This is a genomic window from Streptomyces sp. A1277, from assembly GCF_004795015.1.
In the GTDB taxonomy this organism is placed as follows: domain Bacteria; phylum Actinomycetota; class Actinomycetes; order Streptomycetales; family Streptomycetaceae; genus Streptomyces.
The window spans coordinates 1-16,481 of sequence record NZ_SSBI01000081.1 but is presented as its reverse complement, the minus strand read 5'-3'; the positions used below and the strand labels follow the sequence as shown (position 1 = coordinate 16,481).

The 16,481-nt window shown below is 70.4% G+C and carries 16 protein-coding genes, 2 tRNA genes and 1 pseudogene; 11 read left to right on the top strand and 8 right to left on the bottom strand.

The window, feature by feature from the left end:
• Positions 1–256 (bottom strand): phosphoadenosine phosphosulfate reductase family protein (locus E6R18_RS33230; protein WP_168712507.1); only part of this gene is annotated, 256 nt, incomplete at its 3' end.
• Between the two features lie 550 nt (positions 257–806).
• Between E6R18_RS33230 and E6R18_RS33225 the strand changes: the two genes are divergently transcribed.
• Both E6R18_RS33225 and E6R18_RS33220 read left to right on the top strand, forming a co-directional pair.
• A complete protein-coding gene (locus tag E6R18_RS33225) occupies positions 807–2,507 on the top strand; it encodes a hypothetical protein (RefSeq protein WP_136320588.1) in 1,701 nt (566 codons plus the stop codon).
• Positions 2,507–3,775 (top strand): hypothetical protein, encoded by a 1,269-nt coding sequence (locus E6R18_RS33220; RefSeq protein WP_136320587.1) that lies wholly within the window; start codon positions 2,507–2,509, stop codon positions 3,773–3,775. Before E6R18_RS33225 ends, E6R18_RS33220 begins: the two co-directional genes overlap by 1 nt.
• A 253-nt stretch (positions 3,776–4,028) precedes the next feature.
• Here E6R18_RS33220 and E6R18_RS33215 read toward each other — a convergent pair whose 3' ends face one another.
• Positions 4,029–5,447, bottom strand: coding sequence for an aminotransferase class V-fold PLP-dependent enzyme (locus tag E6R18_RS33215; RefSeq protein ID WP_136320586.1), 1,419 nt, complete (start codon positions 5,445–5,447; stop codon positions 4,029–4,031).
• A gap of 137 nt (positions 5,448–5,584) precedes the next feature.
• Here E6R18_RS33215 and E6R18_RS33210 point away from each other — a divergent pair, with 137 nt between their 5' ends.
• On the top strand, positions 5,585–5,944 hold the full coding sequence (locus tag E6R18_RS33210) for a nuclear transport factor 2 family protein (RefSeq protein WP_136320585.1): 360 nt from the start codon (positions 5,585–5,587) through the stop codon (positions 5,942–5,944).
• 103 nt (positions 5,945–6,047) lie between these two features.
• Here the strand turns inward: E6R18_RS33210 and E6R18_RS33205 are convergent, their stop codons facing one another.
• Positions 6,048–6,428 carry a hypothetical protein gene (locus E6R18_RS33205; protein WP_136320584.1) on the bottom strand — a complete coding sequence of 127 codons (381 nt, stop codon included), beginning with the start codon at positions 6,426–6,428 and terminating at the stop codon, positions 6,048–6,050.
• A 179-nt stretch (positions 6,429–6,607) separates the two neighbouring features.
• Between E6R18_RS33205 and E6R18_RS34335 the strand changes: the two genes are divergently transcribed.
• The 3 genes from E6R18_RS34335 (at position 6,608) to E6R18_RS33195 (ending at position 8,757) form a co-directional block, all read left to right on the top strand.
• A tRNA-Cys gene (locus tag E6R18_RS34335) sits at positions 6,608–6,697 on the top strand.
• 296 nt (positions 6,698–6,993) lie between these two features.
• Positions 6,994–8,028, top strand: coding sequence for an iron-containing redox enzyme family protein (locus E6R18_RS33200; RefSeq protein ID WP_136320583.1), 1,035 nt, complete (start codon positions 6,994–6,996; stop codon positions 8,026–8,028).
• Positions 8,029–8,031: 3 nt separating this feature from the next.
• Positions 8,032–8,757 (top strand): hypothetical protein, encoded by a 726-nt coding sequence (locus tag E6R18_RS33195; RefSeq protein ID WP_168712506.1) that lies wholly within the window; start codon positions 8,032–8,034, stop codon positions 8,755–8,757.
• A gap of 134 nt (positions 8,758–8,891) precedes the next feature.
• Here the strand turns inward: E6R18_RS33195 and E6R18_RS34330 are convergent, their stop codons facing one another.
• Together E6R18_RS34330 and E6R18_RS33190 are read right to left on the bottom strand one after the other, a co-directional pair.
• A complete protein-coding gene (locus E6R18_RS34330; protein ID WP_168712505.1) occupies positions 8,892–9,041 on the bottom strand; it encodes a hypothetical protein in 150 nt (49 codons plus the stop codon).
• Positions 9,042–9,092: 51 nt separating this feature from the next.
• On the bottom strand, positions 9,093–10,106 hold the full coding sequence (locus E6R18_RS33190) for a DUF2156 domain-containing protein (protein ID WP_136320581.1): 1,014 nt from the start codon (positions 10,104–10,106) through the stop codon (positions 9,093–9,095).
• 266 nt (positions 10,107–10,372) lie between these two features.
• On the opposite strand from E6R18_RS33190, the gene E6R18_RS33185 reads away from it, so the two are divergent.
• The 4 genes from E6R18_RS33185 to E6R18_RS33170 are packed head-to-tail and all read left to right on the top strand — an operon-like array spanning position 10,373 to position 13,685.
• Positions 10,373–11,512 (top strand): acyl-CoA dehydrogenase family protein, encoded by a 1,140-nt coding sequence (locus E6R18_RS33185; protein WP_136320580.1) that lies wholly within the window; start codon positions 10,373–10,375, stop codon positions 11,510–11,512.
• Between the two features lie 27 nt (positions 11,513–11,539).
• Positions 11,540–12,055, top strand: a complete 516-nt coding sequence (locus E6R18_RS33180; protein ID WP_136320579.1) for a hypothetical protein — start codon at positions 11,540–11,542, stop codon at positions 12,053–12,055.
• Positions 12,052–12,687: a flavin reductase family protein gene (locus tag E6R18_RS33175; RefSeq protein ID WP_136320578.1), complete on the top strand. Its 636-nt coding sequence runs from the start codon at positions 12,052–12,054 to the stop codon at positions 12,685–12,687. The genes E6R18_RS33180 and E6R18_RS33175 overlap by 4 nt, the downstream gene beginning before the upstream one ends.
• On the top strand, positions 12,684–13,685 hold the full coding sequence (locus E6R18_RS33170) for a VlmB-like protein (RefSeq protein WP_136320577.1): 1,002 nt from the start codon (positions 12,684–12,686) through the stop codon (positions 13,683–13,685). The genes E6R18_RS33175 and E6R18_RS33170 overlap by 4 nt, the downstream gene beginning before the upstream one ends.
• A gap of 264 nt (positions 13,686–13,949) precedes the next feature.
• Here the strand turns inward: E6R18_RS33170 and E6R18_RS33160 are convergent, their stop codons facing one another.
• Complete coding sequence (locus tag E6R18_RS33160; protein WP_136320576.1) at positions 13,950–15,056, bottom strand: SMI1/KNR4 family protein; 1,107 nt, start codon at positions 15,054–15,056, stop codon at positions 13,950–13,952.
• Between the two features lie 396 nt (positions 15,057–15,452).
• Positions 15,453–15,529, bottom strand: a tRNA-Pro gene (locus E6R18_RS33155).
• A 192-nt stretch (positions 15,530–15,721) separates the two neighbouring features.
• On the opposite strand from E6R18_RS33155, the gene E6R18_RS33150 reads away from it, so the two are divergent.
• Positions 15,722–15,934 (top strand): hypothetical protein, encoded by a 213-nt coding sequence (locus E6R18_RS33150; protein ID WP_136320575.1) that lies wholly within the window; start codon positions 15,722–15,724, stop codon positions 15,932–15,934.
• 360 nt (positions 15,935–16,294) lie between these two features.
• On the opposite strand, the pseudogene E6R18_RS33145 reads toward E6R18_RS33150, so the two are convergent.
• Positions 16,295–16,481, bottom strand: a pseudogene (locus tag E6R18_RS33145) (IS110 family transposase); the annotation flags it as partial.

Sequence of the window (16,481 nt, the reverse complement as noted above, 5' to 3'; positions counted from 1 at the left end):
GGTACTCCAGGACCTCGGGGAAGTTGTGCCCGGTGTCCACGTGCAGCAGGGCGAACGGCACCGGCGCCGGCGCGAACGCCTTGAGCGCCAGGTGCAGCATCAGGATCGAGTCCTTGCCGCCGGAGAAGAGGATCACCGGCCGCTCGAACTCGCCCGCCACCTCACGGAAGATGTGCACCGCTTCCGACTCCAGCAGGTCGAGATGGGACAGCGCGCGCGGGTCCGCGGTGTCCCGGACCGTGGCGAAGACCGTCATGCCAGACCCTTTTCGGTGAGCGGCGCGTCCGGCGCCGCGACGGATTCCGGCAGGCTCTGCCGGCGGAGGCCGATGCGCTGGACGCGAGGGTGCCGGCCGGTGCGGGGGAAGTAAGGGCCCGCCGACAGGAACGCGCAGTCCCGTCCCCAGGGATCCGGCCCCCATGGATGCCTCCCACGCCACCTATGGCCGAACAGCCGGAAAACAACGGGAGCAGGGGAAGCGAATTGCTGCGGCGCCCGTCCGAAAGAATACGGAAGGTGCGCCGATACGGCGCTGACGGGTGGCTGATGAGCAGGCGAAACGATGCGATTACCGGCCCCGAGCTGCGCATTCCGGCTCTTCGGTCACCTCGTCAATCGCCGTCAGGACTCGGTAAGAGATACGTCAGCGGAGAGTCAGTGGCGTGATGCGATAGTGCGGCGGGGATATTTAACCCACCACCAGGACGGTCAATTCCCTACCCTTCCCTTCCCTTTTCCTTCCTTTTCGAGGGGCTTGAGCAGAGATGATCCTTCAAGGAATTTGGCGGAGCAGACCGGTCCGGCGCATGATGCCGTTCCTGCTGACGGTGGGACTGGCCACCACTCTGCTGAACGGCACCGGCGCCGCCGCGGACAGCCCCGTCAAGACCACATCGGCGATCCGGGGCAGCGACGGCGTCACCTACACGGCCACCAACCACCTGGCGAAGGCGGCAAAGGGCAAGGGCCGCGAATGGCTGATCGCCTGGGCCGGCCCGGCCCAGCAGCCCGCCCCCGACTTCCTGACCGTCATCGACGCCACCCCCGGCTCGGCGACGTACGGGAAGGTCGCCAACACCGTCACCGTCGGCCCGAACAAGGGCAACGAACCGCACCACGTGCAGTACGCCTGGCACAAGGGCGACCGCATCTACGTCGGCGGCATCATGGCCGACACCACCTTCGTCTTCGACGCCACCGCCCTGCCCGCGCTGAAGATCGTCGGCGTCAACACGGCCACCGACACTCCCTGCGGCACCCTGCCCGACGCCTACCAGGTGCTCAGCGACGGCACCGCGTACGCCACCTACATGGGCGGCCCGGACGTCACCGGGCCCTGCACCTACACGAACGGCGAGGTACGCGTCGGCAACGGCGCCGGTGGCTCGCCGGGCGAGATCGTCCACATCGGCAAGGACGGCCGGACCCTCGCCGAGATCCCGGCCGCCACCGAGAACGGCGAGAACCCCCAGCAGTGCGGCAACGTTCCCGCGCTCCCGGCCGCCAGCTGCGCCAACCCGCACGGCATCGCCATACGCGAGGACCTGAACGTCATGGTGGCCAGCGACTTCGCCGAGGCCCGCAACTTCATGACCCCCGACTCCCCGCTGCAGGAGGACCTGGCCCGCCAGACCGTCCGCGTCTTCGACATCTCCGACCGCAACAAGCCGCACCTGACCTCGGTCAGCAAAGTCGCCGACGGCCCGCGCGGAGCACTGGAAACGCGCCCCTTCTTCCGCGAGTCCCGCGTGGTGATGGAGACCGCCCTGACGAACCTGCCCGGCCACAAGGGCGCCTTCGTCTCCTCCATGGCCGGCGGCGCGGTCTTCTACACGCCCGACATCACCGCCCGCGCCCCCCGGTGGCGGGAGGTCTTCGACGACACCGCCGCCTACCGGGCACTGAACCCCGCCTCCCGGGTCGACGGCGGCGGCGACAACTCCAGCTGGCTGGCCGTCAGCCCCGACGACCGGTTCCTGTTCCACACCGTCATGGGCCAGTCCACGCCCTACGGCCAGCCGCTCGACAAGGCCACCACGGGCATGATGTACGTCCTCGACATCCAGAAGCTGCTGGCCGCCGGACCGGGCACGAAGTGCTCCGTCGACCGGCTCGCCGAGGCATACCAGGGCGCGTTCGAGCGCGACTGCCCGAGCCTGGTGGACACCGTACCGATCCGGGACACCACCGACGGCGGCCCGCACTGGGGTGCCATGGACAACTTCAAGCGCGCCGCGGACGGCACCTACCGCGAGACCCGCAGCGTCCGCCGCATCGCCGTCGCCAACTACTTCGTCGCCGGCTCCTTCGGCGGCGGCGGCGACCACCGGGTGTGCATGTTCGCGCTGGACCCCCGCGGCCGCGTGACCCTGGACCGCGCCTTCCGCGACGAGCGCACCCACAAGCCGTGCGTCAGCTTCAACCGCACCTCCTGGCCGCACGGCGACTACGGCGACAGCCAGCCGCACGGCGTGCTGTTCGTCGTCAGTGACGACGTCCTACGGTGATGCACGCGATCCTCCCGGCGGCGGCCGTCCTGGCCGCCGCCCTCGCGCTCGGCACCCTCCTGCTGTGGCGCCGCCTGCTGCGCGGCCGGACCGCCATGGCGGCGTACTTCGCCGCGACGGTGGCCGGCACCGTCCTGGCCGCGACCGCCGCGGCCACCCCGCCGCAACAGGCCGGCCCGGACCTCCCGCCCGGCACACCGGTGCTGACCTCGCTGAGCGTCGGACAGAAGCAGGTGCCCGTCCTCGTGGTCCCGGGCCGCCCCGGCACCAACCTCGTCGCGATGAGCGCCGAGGACGGCGCCGCCGGTCCGGCCGCCGACCGGCTCACCCCCGGTCGCCAACGCCCCGGATCCACCCTGACCTGGGCCCTGGTCGACCTGCCGGCCGGCCGCAGCACCCTGTGGGTCTCTGCCGGCGGAGCCACCGCCGGCCTGCCGGTCGACACCGGCAAGGCGACAGCCGGAGGCGCCGAAGCAGGCCCGCCGGCCGCCGTGAGCGGCCCCGACGGCCCCGAATGCGCCCACTACGCACTCGGCCGCGCCCTGGCCACCGACACCCGGACCGGTACGGAAAGCGGCACCGGCCACTCCGGCGAACACCCCGCCCCCGCCACCAGCACTTTTGCGGCCCTGCCCACTGAACCCCTCACCAGCTGCCCCTCCGACACCCTCACCCCCGCCGACGCGGCCGCCCTGCGCGCCACCGTCGACTACCTCGCCGGCCGCGGCCACCACACCCTGGCCCTGACCGCCGACTCCTCCCCACGCGGCCGGGCCGCCGCCGCGGAGGTCCGCGCCACCGCCGCCCGCGCCGGACTGACCGTGACCACACCGAACACCAGGAACCTGCCGCTCATCGTCGTCGCCGGCTGGAAAGAAGCCGACTCAGCGATACGCGCCGTCGCCTCCGGCCGCACCCACGCCGAAGGCACGTACCTCGCCCCCTGGCTGCTCACCGCCCCACTGCTCCAACCCAGCGCCGGCCAGATCATCCCGCTGCGCTACGCCCCCCGCGCCCCCGAGGCCGAGGACTACCTCTCCCGCCTCGGCGCCTGGCTGCCCGGCGAAACCCCCACCGGCGCGAGCTACACGGCCTGGCGCACGGCCCGCGGCACCGCCGCCGCTCCCCTCCGCCTGTACGCGGCCGCCACCGTGTACGTCCCCGGCACCGGCGGCGCCACAGGAGCCCACCACGGAGCCACCGGTCCCGACTGGCTGCCCAGCGGAATGATCGTCCCCGCGACCGGCCCCCTCGGCTCCCCCCGCTGACCCCTTTCACCGCACAAGCCCCGCAAGAGGCCACGCACGACGAGGACCACCGCGACGCCGCGGTGGTCCTCGTCGTCCGTGGCGCACCCGCCCGCAAGCCGGCGGACTTCGATCCCCGCGCACGCACAAGCCTCCCGCCCCGGCACGCCGGGACGGGAGACCACTCGCAAAGGCGCCCGGGGTACGGGTGGCGGCGGCCCGGCCCGCCCCCTGGCGCCGCGTCACCACGGCCCGGGCCGGACCGGAGCGGGCGTCAGGCGGCGGACGCGGCCGCGCGCTCGGCGGCCACCTCGGACAGCGCCGCGCGGATCACCGCCACGCTGCGGTCCACGTCCTCCTCGCCGGTACGCCAGTTGACCACCGACACCCGCATCGCGGCACGGCCCTGCCACAGCGTCCCGCCGAACCAGCAGACCCCGCTCGCCTGGATCCGGGCGATCACCGCGCGCGTCACCTCGTCGTCGTCACCGAAGCGCACCAGCAGCTGATTGAGGACCACCTCGTTGAGCAGCTCGACCCCGCCGAGGCCGGCCAGTTGCCCGGCGAAGCGGCGGGTCAGTGCGCAGCAGCGTTCCACCATCTCGGCGACGCCCGAGCGCCCGAGCGTCCGCAGCGCAGCCCAGACCGGCAGGCTGCGGGCGCGCCGGGAGAAGTCCGGCACCCACTCGATCGCGTCCCGCTCGCCCTCGGTGCCCGCCGGCAGGTAGCCCGCCCGCTCGTTGAGCATGGCGGCGCGGTGCGCCTCGGGGTGGGCGATCACGACGATGCCGCAGTCGTACGGCACGTTGAGCCACTTGTGGGCGTCCAGCGCCCACGAATCGGCCCGCTCCACGCCCGTCACCAGGGGCCGCAGCGCAGGGCTGGCCGCCGCCCACAGCCCGAAGGCGCCGTCCACGTGCACCCACGCGCCGTGGCGGTGCGCGATGTCGCAGATATCGCCGACCGGGTCGATCGCACCGGAGTTGACGTCACCGATCTGCGCGCAGACGATGACCGGCCCCTCCAGCGGCGCGAGGACGCGCTCCAGTTCGTCCGGCATCATCCGGCCCTTGTCGTCCACCGGCACGTTGCGGATCCGCCCGGAGCCGAACCCGAGGTAGCGGGCGGCCAGGTCGATCGTCATGTGGTGCTGCGCGCCGGCGACGATGTGCACCTGCGGTGCCCCGGGCAGGCCGTCGCGCTCCACGTCCCAGCCGACGTCCGCCAGCAGCTTGTGACGGGCGGCGGCCAGCGAGGTCAGGTGGGCCATCGTGCAACCCGTGGGGAAACCGACCGAGGCGCCCTGTGGCAGGCCCAGCAGGTCCAGCACCCAGGTCGCCGCCACGTGCTCGGCCACCATGACGGCGGGGGAGAGGTTGTAGAGGCTGGCCGTCTGGTCCCAGGCCGAGACCAGCCAGTCGGCGGCGATGGCCACCGGCAGGGTGCCGCCGGTGACGTACCCGAAGTAGCGGGGGCCCGAGGCCGTGGGGATTCCGCCCTCGGTCGCGGCCCGCCCCAGGAGTTCGACGGTCTCGGTCGCGGAAACGGGTCCCGGGGGCAGCGGCCCGCCGAAAGTCTTCAGCAGGTGTTCGGTGCCGGCCGTGGCTCCCACCGGACGTTCTGCGAGGCCCGTCAGATATTCGATGGCCTGTCGGTAGGCCAGGTCGAGAGGTGCCTTGTCCGCATCGGTCATGGTCCAACGGTAGGGAGCCGCCGCTGACTCACTACTGACGTGCCGCCGTGTTCGCTTGGACGCGCACACCGTCCTACCGATATGACTTTCCCCAGCGATTCGTTCACGCCGTACCAGATGCGAAGAGAAGAGGAAAAATGACGTCTGACGAGCAGACCCGCAAAGTTGTCGAACAGTTCAACGAGGCATTCCAGAAGCACGACCCCGCCCTTCTGAAGGACCTGATCGCACCGGACTGCCGACTGGAGAACTCCGGCCCGGCCCCCGACGGCTCCAAGCACAACGGTTACGACGAGTGTCTGGCCTTCTGGTCCTCGATCGCCTCCAACGAGGGCGCCGACTTCACCGTTGAGGAGGCGTGGGTGGCCGGCGAGCGTTCCGTCGTGCGCTGGACCCTGCGCTGGGGCTCCGGACCGGACGACTTCATCCGCGGCGTCAACGTGCACCGGCTCTCCAACAGCCGGATCGTCGAGAGCTTCGGATACGTCAAGGGCTGAGACACGGCGTGCCGAAGGGGCGCGGGCCGACGGGCCCGCGCCCCTTCGCGTGCGTACCGCCGCGTCGGGGAAAGGCCGCCGCGGCCCGCCGCCCCGAAGCCCGCTACTCCAGCTGGGAGACGAGCATGACGCAGTCCGCCAGGGCCTTCGTGGCGTGGCCCTTGCCCACGGTGTCCTCCACCAGCTGGGAGTTGCCCGGCGAGAAGGTGCGCCAGCTGCCGTCGCTCACCCCGCACTCCAGCGAGCCGCTGAGCAGCGTCATGATCTGACGGCGCGGCGCCGGGTGGAAGTCGCCCACCCACCCCTTCGGTATGAACAGGTAGACGGCCTGCTTGGCCGGCACCCCCTCGGAGACGTACAGCGACGGAGCCGGCGGCGCGAAGTTCATCGCCGTCACCTCCAGCATCTCGTCGACGAAGTGCGATTCCCCGTTCTCGTCGTTGTAGAGCCTCGAAACGGGAATTTTCACGGACTCGGCGGTCACCGGAATTCTCCTTGCTCAGGACACTGGGAAACCGGCCGCGCCTCACATTCCCGAGCACGCCGGCCGCGTACGCCACTATCCCCGCCGCCTTCTGACACGCTCCTGACGCTGCCCGTGCTCAGACACCGATCAGGACCGTGTCAGCACGCCTGTGCCAAGCTGAAGTCACCGAAAGGCCGGGAGAGGTTCCCAAAGCGGCCGAATGGGGTCCGGCACACTTGCTGCCGGACGGGTTAACGCCCACGCAGGTTCGAATCCTGCCCTCTCCGCCGACGCTCGTCCCAAGGCACGCGCATCCGAATCGCCCGACCCGGATGCGCGTGTCTTTGGCATGACGGCCGATCCGTAAAAGGGGACCCACCCCTCCGCACGCCCCAGAGCGGCGGCCCACGCGGACACGACCGCAGCCCGGCCCTCGCGCGCGGACTCCCGCCACACGAGCCGCCCCCACCCACCAACCGCACACGACGAGCATCGACGCCGATTCCCGACAGACATTGGAGAAGCAGTGCTCAGCAATGACAGTGCCGCCACGGCCACAGCCACAGCCGCTCCGACCGACCCCATGGCGATCGTCGACGAGATCACGTCCTGGCTGACGGCACCCGCAGACGACTTCGACCGCACTCTGGGGGGCGACCGCGAACGCATCATCGCCGAAGTCTCAGCCGTCAACGCCGCCGCCGCGGACACCCCCGGCCCCGAAGCCGACCGGGCCCGCTACGCGCAGCAACTGCTGCTCTCCCGCATCTACCAGACGGTGATGCGGATACCCGACCACCCCACCGCCGAGGGCTCCGCCCTGCTCCACGAGGTCACCCGCCTGCTGGAACACGCCACGATCGCGGCCGAGGACGACCACCTGGAATCCGGCATCCTCGACCAGGCCCCGACGGAGCCCAAGGAATTCCTGTCCTGGCTCAAGGGCATCGTCCGCGGCCACCGCGCGTACAAGCACCCGTACTACACCGAGTTCATCAACCAGGACGCCCAGCGCGAGGACCTGCGCACCTACGTCATCCAGGAATCGCTGATCGACGGCCGGTTCGACGACTTCCTGGCGATGATGCAGGTCGGCACCGCCGGCGCCAGCAAGATGGAGATCGCCAACAACTACTGGGACGAGATGGGCAACGGCGACCCCGAGGCCGTCCACACCCACCTCTTCAACAAGATCTACGAGGTCTTCGACGTCCGGCCCGAGGAGCTCGAGGCCGCGATGACCACCACCGACCTCCACTCCGGCAACCTCGCGGTGCTGCTGTGCCGCTACCGCCACCTCTACCCCGAGGCGGTCGGCTTCCTCGGCATGACCGAATGGCTCGCCCCGGACCGCTTCCACAACGTCGTGAGCGCCTGGGAGCGCCTCGGCCTGCCCGAGGTCGGCATCACCTACCACCGGCTGCACATCACCATCGACTCCCAGCACGCCGCGGGCTGGTTCCACAACGTGGTCATCCCCAGCGCCGACTCGGACTACATGCGGCGCGGCATCGCCCGCGGCGCCCTGTGGCGCGTCAACTCCTCCGCCCGCCACCTCGACGAGCGGCTGGAACTGGCGCTGACCACCGAGCGCCGTACGCCCGTCGCCGCGGGCTGAGCCGTGACCCGGCGGCAGCGCGGCTTCACACTCCTCACCCTGCCGCCGGTGCCCGAGGCGGTCACAGCAGGCTTCGGCGCGCTGCCGCACACCACCGCGCCCGCCCCGAGGCCGCCGGCGGGGGAGAGGCCACCGGCGGGGGAGAGGCCACCGGCGGGGGAGAGGCCACCGGCGGGGGAGAGGCCACCGGCCCTTCCCCCGCAGCAGCCCACCGGCACCCGCCACTCGCCCGGCCTGCGCCTGCGCATGTCCTGGACCGCCGACGACGACTGGCTCTTCCGCCCGCTGCCGCAGCCCGCGGACAACGCGGGGCGACGGCTTACCACCGCCCTGTCCGGGCTGCTGCGCCAGGCCCTGTCCGACCCGTGGCTGGGCATCCACGAGGACTGGCTGATCAGCCTGCACCACGTCCGAACGGTGGTCCCGGCAGGCCGCACGCTCCGGGTGCACCTGCCCGGACCCCGCCCGGACTCCTGCCCGTACAAGCTCGTCGCGGTCGTCGGCGGCAGCGGCACCGGCCGCACCCAGCTCTACGGACCCGGGCGCACCGCCCCGCTGGCCGAGGTGCGGCTCGGGCCCGGCCAGGGCCTGCTGATGGACCGCCACGCCGTCACCCTGGACGCCCACGAGCTGACCGCCGACGCGACCGGCCCGGCCGTACAGGACCTGATCACCGCGTCGGTCTTCCCCTGGGCCCGCACTCCGGACCCGGTGGCGGCGGCCGGCTGACCGGCCCGCCGGCGCAGATGCACGCACAACAGCCGCGGCCCCCGCCCCGATTCGGGTGAGGGCCGCGGCCCCGTCCTGCCACACCGAGCCCTGAGACACCCTCCCCCGAGGAAGGCATTCGCCGGCCGGGCCCCCTACGACACCTCGGCCAGCAGCGCGTCCAGCACGGCCAGACCCGCGTCCGCCCGCTCCGCGGCCGCCTGGTCGTCCGGAGCGGCCGCACACGCCTGGAACAGTTCCACGACCCGCTGCCCCTGCGCCTCGATCTCCGCAGACTCCACCATCGCGCTCACCTCCCTCCCACCCTCGTCACCCGCACCCGCCCCGCGGCCGGCTCACACCGCGTTGCACGCCCTGAAGACGTGCACCAGCGCCGGGAGACTCGCCGGGCCCTGGAACGCGACGTACTCCGGCAGCACCACCTGCGGCGCCCACTTCAGCTTGTAGTCCAACTGCGTGCGCGCCGGGTAGATGTGCGCCCCGTGCTCCCACAGGTACTCCATGAACCAGTGGAACGCCCTGCTGTGTCCGGGGAACTGCGGCGCCGTCAGCGACGTGAACGGCGTGAACCCGAAGTGCAGCCAGCGCTCCTTCTCCTCCCGGAACACATCGATCGCCGCCTTGTTCACCGCCTCCATCACCCCGGGCGGAGCGTCCGGCACCCGCCGGCTCAGGTCGTGCATCCACCCGGCCCGCGACCCGTACACCGGCGCATACGACACGTACCCGACCAGTTCCTCGTCCCGCCGCGCCACGAACAGCCGGCGCAGCGCCTGATGCCGCCCGCCGGTCTGGCCGACCAGGAACTCCAGCGGCTTCACACCCTCGCCCTTGGTGGTCAGCCACGCGGTGTCCAGCTTCTCGACCCGCTCCGCCCACTCGGCGTACGGCACTTCCTCGACCACCAGGCCGGCGCGCAACGCCCGCTTGATCTTGTTGCGCAGCTGCATGAACCGGGTCCCGGCCAAGGTGAAATCCGCCAGGTCCACCGCGTACGAGGCACCCATCTGGTTCACCGTGAACCCGTGGTCCACGAACAGCTGAGCGTCGCCGGACTGCACCTGGACGGAGACGATCCGCCGGCCCTGGCTCTCGGCGTACGCCACGAATCCGCGCAGCAGCCGCTCCCGCGCCCCGGCCGGCCCCGAAGGCGCGAACGGCGCGAACGGACCGCCGAACTGCACCAGATAACCGCCCACCGGCCGGTACACGATCAGCCCCGGCACATCCGGCAGCCGGAAATAACTGTTTCCGTCATTGAAAGCGAAATAGGCGCTCGGATTGTCGGCCTCTGCATACCGGCGGACGGCATCCAGTGCCATATCCGTCTCCAGGATTGCCCCGGTCATGTGAGATCCATTCTCCAGCCGACAGTTCCACCACTTATCCCACGCGCCCGAAGCAGCCCGCAAGAGCCCGCCCCGCCCCGTCAGTCACCGGTCAGGCACCGGTCAGGGACAGCACCGCAAGCGGCCCCCGCGACTCGAAAAAACCCATGGTCAGAGTCATGTCAGGACAGGGTCAGACATCGGATGCCACACTTTTGGACGAATATTCCACACGTCATTCCTCGCCTTTCGAGGAGAACTCCCAGTTTGTTCGAGGAGAACACGGCATGCGCTCCCTGGCGACGGCGCGGGATGTCTGCGAAAAATTCCACAACGGACTTCTCGAAGCGATCGAGGAAATTCCCCTGATGGAACGGGAGGGCGCCGACAGTCCGGTGCTGGAGCTCTACCGCACCCACAACGGCCCCTCCCTGCTCGTCCCCACCCCATACGGAGGCCAGGCGGCCGGCCCCCTGGAAGCCGTACGCGTACAGCGCGCGATCGCCGCCGCCTCCCCGTCCCTCGGCGTGGCCACCGTGATGCACCACTTCACCACCGCGATGCTCTTCCGCCTCGCCGGCATCACCGCCCGCCTCACCCCGGCCCAGCTGGAACTGCTCTCCGCGATCGCCCCCAAGAGCCTCCTGCTCGCCTCCGGATGGGCCGAGGGGCGCACCGAGCAGAACATCCTGGCCCCCTCCGTCACCGCCGAACGCACGCCCACCGGCTACCGAGTCAACGGCTCGAAGAAGCCCTGCAGCCTCTCGCACTCCATGGACGTGCTCACCGCCAGCGTCATGCTCACCCAGCCGGACGGCACCTCCCGCCTGTCACTCATGCTGATCCCCGCCACCTCACCCGGCATCAGCACCACCCCCTTCTGGTCCACCCCCGTGCTCGCCGCCACCCAGAGCGACGAAGTCCGCCTGACCGACGTCGAGATACCCGAAGACCTCGTCATCGTCAGCACCCCCGAGGACCACGGCCGCCTCGACGACCTGCAGACCGGCGGGTTCACCTGGTTCGAACTGCTCACCACCGCCGCGTACACCGGCGCCGCGTCCGCCCTCGTGGACCGGGTCATCACCGCCGGCCGCGGCACCCCCGCCGACCGCGCCGCCCTCGGCACCCGCCTCGACGCCGCCGTCGGCCTCGTCGAAGGCGCCGCCCGCGCCCTGCAGGACGGCGTGGACGGAGACGAAGCCGTCGCCACCGTCCTCACCGCCCGTTACGCCTCCCAGGACCTACTGGCCGCCACCGTCGACCAGGCCGTGGAAATACTCGGCGGGATGTCCTACATCGGCTCGGCCGAGGTCTCCTACCTGGCCTCCGCCGTACGCGCACTGGCCTTCCACCCGCCCTCCCGCGCCAGCGTGGCGGCCGAGATGGCCGACTACTTCGCCGGCAGCCCTCTGCGACTGTCCTGACCCGACCCGCCCGACGGAAGGCCACCCATGGACATCAAGAACCCGGTCGAGTCCCGCGTCACCTTCACCCTCCACCGCGCCGAGTATCTGGTCGCCTTCGCCGTGACGATCGCCCTGATCCTCCTGCACTTCACCGAGATCCGCTGGGGCTACGCCATCGCCCTGTTCCTCTACATCGACCTCATCGGCTACATCCCCGGCGCCATTGCCTTCCGCCGCAGCAAGACCGGCCGCATCCCCAAGGCGTACTACATCCTGTACAACACGATGCACAGCCTGATCACCGTCGGCGCCGTGGCGGCTTTGTGGATGTGGCTGGTCGGTTCCGAGTGGGCGCTGTTGGCGCTCGCGTTCCATGTATTCGGCGACCGCGGGGTCTTCGGTAACTTCTACAAGCCTTTCGGGCTGCCCTTCGAACCTGTCGCGACCCCTCAGGTCGATGAGGTCACCGCCTTCCTGAAGCGCCGCGCCGCTACCGACGGCCCCGTCCCGCTGCCTCTGCCGGAGGACCACGACAGCACCGTTGTCGGAGCTCACGGATGACCCGCCACTCCACCGGACTGACCGACCGCACCCCGCCCCGCCCCCCGGCAGCGGCAGCCGCCGGTCCCGGCCCGGCCGGCACCGCGGACTTCACCCACCCCGACCAGGCCCGCCAGGCCCTGCGCCGCCTTGCCTCCGGCGTCACCGTCCTGACCGTCAACCGCGACGGCCTCCGGCACGGCACCACCGCCAGCGCCGTGGTCGCCCTCTCCCGCGACCCCCTCGTCCTCGGTGTAGGGCTGAGCCCCACCTCGACGTTCGCCACCCTGGTCCGCCGGGCCGGCTCCTTCTCCGTCAACGTTCTGTCCGCTGCTCAGAGCGACACCGCCCATAGCTTCGCGGACCCTCATCGCCCGTTGGGCGATGCCCAGTTCGCCTCCTACGAGTGGATCACCGACCCTCTGAGCGGTGCGCCCTTGCTGGAGGGCTGCCTTTCCCACATGTCCTGCCGGGTACTGGGGTGGCACCAGGTCGGTGACCACGACCTGCTCCTCGCGGAAGTCACCGGCGGCGCCCACCGCCCGGACATCCCCCTGCTCAGCTTCGCCGGCCGCGTGCACACCGCCGCCCTGACTCCCGCACCCGTCCCGCAGGCCACCATGCCCGCCCCTTCCCACAGCGAGGTGTCATGACCACCCACACACAGCCCGCTTCCGGCCCGGTCCCCACCGAAGCCGACTGGGACCTGGCCCCCAACCTCCTGGACGGGGCGAAGGAACTCACCCTCACCGCCGAACAGTGCGACCTCGGCTACTGGCTCTCCGCGGTCGCCCAGGGCACCCTGCGCGGTGGCCGCGCCGAACGCGGCCACACCGCGGCCACCCCCGACCACATGCGCGCCGACGGCCCCCTGCGCGAGGCCCTGGTCCTGGAACTCGGCAACCGCTCCCTCGCCGAATCCCGCGCGGTCAGCGTCCTGTCGAACTACGTCATCGGCGCCCCCGGCGTCACCGAACAGGAATTCTTCGTCACCCAGGTCGTCGACGAGGCCCGCCACGCGATGATCTTCCGCAAGCACCTGGTCGACCTCGGCATCCCCGAGCAGGACCTCCTCGGCTTCATCGCCCGCCAGGGCGAGGACTACACCCGCCGCGTCCTCAACCCGATCGCGGAATTCGCCACCACCGTCGTCCGCGACGAAGGTGACTTCATCGGCGCGGTCGCCGTCTTCACCATCGTCATCGAAGGCGTCCTCGCACCCGCCGCCGAACTCAGCGAACGCAAGTGGACCCTCCTCGACCCCGCCGCCTCCGCGATCGCCCGCGGCGCCTCCATCGACGAGATCCGCCACCTGACCGTCGGCAGCTCCATCGTCCGCGACCACCTCAAGCGCAACCCCGCCTACCGCCCCCGCCTGATCGAACTGATCCGCCGCGGCCGCGCCCTGTGGGACGAACTCCCCTCGGAGGAATTCGTCCTCGAACGCGAGGAACTCTTCCAGGAAGGCATGTTCCAGCACACCGAACTCCTCGACGGCTACGAAGTCTTCCCCGGCTGCAAACTGCTGGAGACCACCCCCAAGCAGCGCTACGACCTCGCCGAACGCTGGACCGACGACATGGCCGAGGCCCGCCTGCCCTACATGGGAATCCCCGAGGCGGTCGACCTCATCCGCACCCACCCGAGGTGACCTGGGCACGCCTGGGATCTGTCCCGCGAAGATCCCGCCGGACAGACCCCAGGCCCTGTCGTCACATTCCCGTCTGCTGTGCGACGCCATGCACGCACTCTCGCCGCACCGGCCGAAAGCCCGAGTACATCCAGTACGAGGGCTTCCGGCCGGCACGCCGAGGAGTGGGGTCTCCCCTGTTCGAGCGCAGCCGAGAACTCGGGGAAGCACCTGACGCCGCGCGGCCCGCCCTCCGGGCGAACGACGGGAATGTGACGACATGCCCTAGTCCGATGCGTGGCGGCCGTTGACGACGGCGCGTACGGCCCGGTCGCCGCGAGGGTCGGCCATCAGGCGGGCGATGTCCCACCACCGCAGCAGCAGCGCCGGATAGTGCGGCGGGACCGCGTCCATGAAGTCCCGGTCGAACCGGGTACGGACGCTCTCGTGGCGCAGGGCGATGCGGATGTCGTCCATGGACGGCGGGAGGTGGCGGATGCCGGGCGGCAACGTGGCCGTGTACTTCGGCGCCAGCTTGCGGCCGGGCCGAACCATGATGTTCCCGCCCAGCGCGGCGGCAACGTCGTGCTCCAGTTCCTCCTGGGCCTGCACGGCACGCTGCCACCAGTGGTCCCGGAAAGCGGCGACGGCCTCGGGGTCGGCCAGGTCGACGGCGTCGCGCTGTTCGTCGAACTCCTCACATTCATCGCCGGGCAGAGCTTCCCGGATCGCGCCGAGAGTCTTCGCGGGGTGGCGCAGCGGGGCCTGGCCGAGGTAGCGCACCCAGTGATCCCCGCGCTCCTCGTCAAGGGGTCCCCACACCAGGGCGCCGCCCATCATGCCGGGTTTCTCCGGGCCGGCCGCCGCCAAGGGCGCTTCCAGGCTGACCGCCATGAGTTCGAGGTAGGCGGGCAGCGACTCGTACTCTCTCTCGCGCTCCCTGAACCTGGTCCACCGGCACACTTCCCCGGTCCGGCCGTTCAGGTAGAGGCCGTGGACGGTTTCGTCGGGGCTGGAGGAGCAGAACGGTATCCAAGACGGCTTCCACAGCACCAAGGCGTCCTCGTCCTCGGTGTTGTCCTCGCAGTCCACCTCTTGGAACCGCATCTGCCTCTGGTGGACATCGACCACGGCGCTGAGCGGCATCAGGGCCCAGCCGCCCATCATGAGTCCCGAACCGTTCACGCCGTTCTCACCCGCGGACAGCCGCCACAGCGCTTTCAACTCCTCCGGAACGCTCACGCCGAGGGTTTCTTCCAGAGCCGCGATCTCGTTGTCGGAGGCGCCGGGCTTGAGGGCCGCGTACGACGGCGGGGCGTACTCGGCCAGCCATTCCGCGATCCGGTTCCATGCCTGGGTGACGCGTGCATCTGTTGGTGTGTCGGGGGCCATAATCACCACGCTCGCATTACGCCCCGGCCTCTCACACAGCGGGGCCCGAGAGTCTTACGGGCTCACCGACCCCACACGCCCCCCAACAGCCCTGACCGGGGCTGTCGCAACCCGCGTCCGCGTGGGGGATCGTGGCGCAGAGGGGCGTGCGGAAGGTTCTCAATCGGTCGGCCCCCCTGTTCATCTGCTCGCCAGGCGGTGGCTGCGCCGGAGGCAGCGCCTCCCCGTCCCGTCGTGATGCGCCAGATGCGGCGGCTCCTCGTCCCGTCGTGAACGGACTGCCGCGCATTGTGGCGCCGGAGCCGGCCCAGGGGTGGCGTGCGGAGCGGGCTGCCAGCAGCGGCGGCTCCAGCGTCGATGCCATTCCGGCCGGCCTCCCCGGACACGGGCGGCGTCTGTCGGTACAGCAGGCTTCGAACCTGCGGGCCTCCGCTCCCAACGCGGATGCGCTGACCAAGCTGCGCCATATCCACTGAACAGGCAGCCGTTGACGCCTAGTTGAGCACGCCGTATCCTGTGCCATTATTTCGTCTGAGAGAAGCCACTGTGTCGCGTCGTCGGCAACGGTAGGGCAGCAGCCCCGCCGTCAACTTGGAAGCGCTCACCTCGGTGAGGCGTGCCCGCTTCCAAGCCCTTGACGGAACGACACACTGGAGGCTCCACCCGTGACGACCACCTCACCCCAGCCCGCTGCACGTAAGGGCCTGGAGGTCACCGCTGTGTTCTTCGCGGCCACGACCGCCGCTCTCGCTGCGGGCATTGTCGTTGCACTCTGCCACGCTCAGGCGTTGGCCGTCGTGGGCGCCGGAGGCGTGACCTTCAGCGCCGCATTCGGCATCGGTATGAAGGTCATCGAGTACCTCAGCCGCAGCAACTAGTGTCAGCGGGGTGGGGGCGGCGTTTGCTGCCCCCACCCCGTGCAGATCCGCTGCTGCACCCGAAGACCAGCGGCTTCCTCGTCGATCTGTGGAGCCTGGTCAAGCTCTCATGCGTGAGGAGAAGAAGCGGACCTTGACCGCGTGAAGGCGGCCATCAAGTACCTCCGCTCTACCGAGCTGCAAAGGACATGCGCGCAGCTGCCAGGTGCCAAGCAGAAGCCGTCCACGGCGGTGGCTGGCCTGCACGCCGGACGTGCAGACCAGCCTGGCGATCTCAAAGCCGGCTTCACGGTGAAACGGGGTCACGGTAACGATCAAGCACTGCGTCCCGCTCCCGTTCCCAGGATGCTCCTATGGTTGTCAAGCCGCAGCAGCGAGGGCGGTTTGAGTGATTCGTTCCGTGGGCTTGGTGGTCAGCGCGCGGTAGACCTCGCGGGCGACGAATCGCTTGAGACAGCGCATGATGTCCTTCTTCGAGAGCCCTTCCTTCGTGCGGCGTTCAACGTAGGCGCGGGTGCGTTCGTCGAAGCGCATGCGGGTCAGCACG